Source organism: Moorena sp. SIO4E2, assembly GCF_010671945.1.
In the GTDB taxonomy this organism is placed as follows: Bacteria; Cyanobacteriota; Cyanobacteriia; order Cyanobacteriales; family Coleofasciculaceae; genus Moorena; species Moorena producens.
In genome coordinates this window covers 1-2,497 of the sequence record NZ_JAAHIE010000847.1, presented here as the reverse complement: position 1 = coordinate 2,497, position 2,497 = coordinate 1, and the positions used below count along the sequence as shown (strand labels likewise).

Below are 2,497 nucleotides of genomic sequence, written 5' to 3'. Positions count from 1 at the left end.
CTTTTATAGCAGCAGATGATGGTGGAATTGTCAAGATGAATCACCTGCTTCGTGCAGTCCGGCGAGAGTATCAGAAGATGGGAAAAGTGTTAATAGAGGGGGAATTTGGTCAGTATGCTGGGCTGATTTAATGATTCGTAATAACTTCAATAACTGTGCAACTAATTCACTAAGTACTGATAACTTGTATGTATTTTTGTTACGGAGAAGAATTAAGGGGCAGTTTGCATTCTAAGGTTGATACTTGGGTTAGCCAAATTGCTGATTGACCTCAACCATTTGGCTGATGATTTGGCCACCTGCGTGCTAAGAGTGGGGAAATGCGATGATTCATGACCTGGATAAAACTTTGGAGGAATTGCTCAAGGGCGAACTCCCTCCTGACCTAATCTCGTCAGTTACGATTAGCTTTGCCACACCTGACAAGGATTTTAGTGTTAAGCCAGCGATTAATCTCTTTCTTTACGATGTGCGTGAGAATCTGGAGTTACGTAACACCACCTGGTCAACAGAACGCAGTAACGGTAGGGCGACCAAAAGGCGTAATCCAGTGCGAGTGGATTGCTCTTACCTAATCACTGCTTGGTCTGCTCTTACAACAGGTGATGGTCAAAAACCAGAGCAAGAAGAGCACCAATGGCTGGGGGAGGTAATGAAAGTGCTACTGCGTCATCGTATAATTCCAGCCGCTGTATTACAGGGAAGCCTCAAGGGGATGGAACCTCCGATCAGGACAGTTAGTCTGAGTCAGAGCAACCTACAAAGTTTGGGGGAATTCTGGCAAGCAATGGGAGGAAAGCCCAGACCAGCATTGAACTACACCCTGACTATGGCTGTGGAAGTCGATGATCCGGTTGACGCAGGAACTTTGGTAACCGATATGAGGACAAATATGAGGATTAAGTAACTGGACTTACGAAGTTTAGTTGGTTTTGCCCCCCTAACCCCCCAAACTTGGGGTACTACTCTCAAAGTCCCCCGCCCCCCTAACCTCATAAGGGTAGGTTTTTTACAAAGACCTCAGGTGTGGGGTGTGGGGTGTGGGGTGTGGGGTGTGGGGGATAAGAAAGCGATGCAGCGCCGCCAAAGGGGGTTTCCCCCATGAGCGACTGCATCAAGACAATGTACTTAATTTGTCGTTAAAAATCATCATTTATTCGTTGTTTTCCTTTTACTCTGATCAGGTTAAGTCCCATGTTTGACCCTAATGTAAAAAACCTACCCCTGTGAGGGACCCACGGGGGCGATGTTTAAATCCTGTAGTTGACTAAGGGAGTATTGCTCGTGTCAAATAAGATCAGGTTGGAAGCAATCCGCCATCAGGTCGCCATCGCTGGGCAGGTGAAAGATGACCAAACTCAGCAGGTGATTCCGGGAGCAGTGGTCGAGATTGCCGATATGCCCGACAGCTTCAAAAGCAAGTTAGATCTGCTAGCTGGGCTTTACGGAGATGACTGGGAAAAGAGGGTCGAGAGACCTGACCGCACTCGTACCAGAGTTGACGGCTATTTTTACTAGGAATCCGAACACTGAAAGCCCCGTCACAAAGCGAGCGGGGATGAAAGTGAACAGCGACTAATGTCGCCATGAAATAAATTCCTAGAAGACTCCGGAATCATCATCGAAAGTAATTTAGAATCGAAAGTAATTTAGAATAAAGTAGGTACAGGTTGAGAAACCGAGGCTGAGCCGGGAGAGAGACCCGTAACTTATTGACCTTAAAACAGTAATGCCTAGAGGGTAGGGAAGGTCCTCTTTAAAAACCCAATCATCAATTAACAGTTGGTGTGTGAACCCAGAAAAATCACTATGCACGAAAAAACGGTACGGTGGGGCACACCGGAACCAAGTGAAAAGGAAGGGAAACGGACTTTTTAAGGCACTTCCAATTAAGTAGCTAAACGCCTAGGGAGAATCGCCCTCTGGGTCTGTCGTGAATTAACTAGGAACTTGGTCTTGACGGGTTTTTGGTTTAAGTATTGTCTAATTTTTGACGGCGTCAAAGATTAGAACACGGCGGTTTAAGGCGGCTCGTTGATCTAGGAATCCCCGCGCCTTGTGGCCTACGGCCTCCGCTAAGCGAACAGGTCGGGGAGTGTCAATTCCAGGATCTCCCTGATGGGCCATATACCTTGACGGCTTCCTTGCCAGGTACGGGTACTCGCTATAGTGCTGACCCAACCATCAAAACTATACCGCCTGGTTCTAATACGGAATCCGATCAGACCGAGGTTCAGGTATCATCAGATCCAGAAACTGGTGCAATCGCGATACCTACTGTTAATTTCTATTTCCAACCAACTGCTCTGTTGGGTAAGGTCACCAACTCAGACGATGAAGCTGTGGTTATGGCCAAAGTTGAAATTGAGGGGAGTGGTGAGTATACTTTTACTGACAACGATGGCAACTATCTCCTGAGTAGTCTGGAAGCATCTAGGGATAAATCAAGTCCTCGCCAGGTTATAGTTAACGTTGTTGCCCAAGGCTACCAGCAAGA

General features: G+C 46.9%; 3 protein-coding genes and 1 pseudogene. 3 read left to right on the top strand and 1 reads right to left on the bottom strand.

The genetic code is table 11. The annotated features are described in order from the left end of the window. The first annotated feature begins 325 nt into the window (after positions 1-325). Together F6K37_RS38035 and F6K37_RS38030 are read left to right on the top strand one after the other, a co-directional pair. Entirely contained in the window at positions 326-907 is a 582-nt protein-coding gene (locus tag F6K37_RS38035; protein WP_071105177.1) for a Pvc16 family protein, read from the top strand. Positions 908-1,284: 377 nt separating this feature from the next. Beyond that, positions 1,285-1,518: a hypothetical protein gene (locus tag F6K37_RS38030; RefSeq protein ID WP_071105176.1), complete on the top strand. Its 234-nt coding sequence runs from the start codon at positions 1,285-1,287 to the stop codon at positions 1,516-1,518. Positions 1,519-1,983: 465 nt separating this feature from the next. Here F6K37_RS38030 and F6K37_RS38025 read toward each other — a convergent pair whose 3' ends face one another. After that, positions 1,984-2,127 (bottom strand): hypothetical protein, encoded by a 144-nt coding sequence (locus tag F6K37_RS38025; protein WP_158026554.1) that lies wholly within the window; start codon positions 2,125-2,127, stop codon positions 1,984-1,986. 5 nt (positions 2,128-2,132) lie between these two features. On the opposite strand from F6K37_RS38025, the pseudogene F6K37_RS38020 reads away from it, so the two are divergent. Further along, positions 2,133-2,497, top strand: a pseudogene (locus tag F6K37_RS38020) (hypothetical protein); the annotation flags it as partial.

Coding starts and splice junctions, on each gene's coding strand:
- F6K37_RS38035 (WP_071105177.1), top strand. CDS start 326: ATGATTCATGACCTGGATAAAACTTTGGAGGAATTGCTCAAGGGCGAA.
- F6K37_RS38025 (WP_158026554.1), bottom strand. CDS start 2,127: ATGGCCCATCAGGGAGATCCTGGAATTGACACTCCCCGACCTGTTCGC.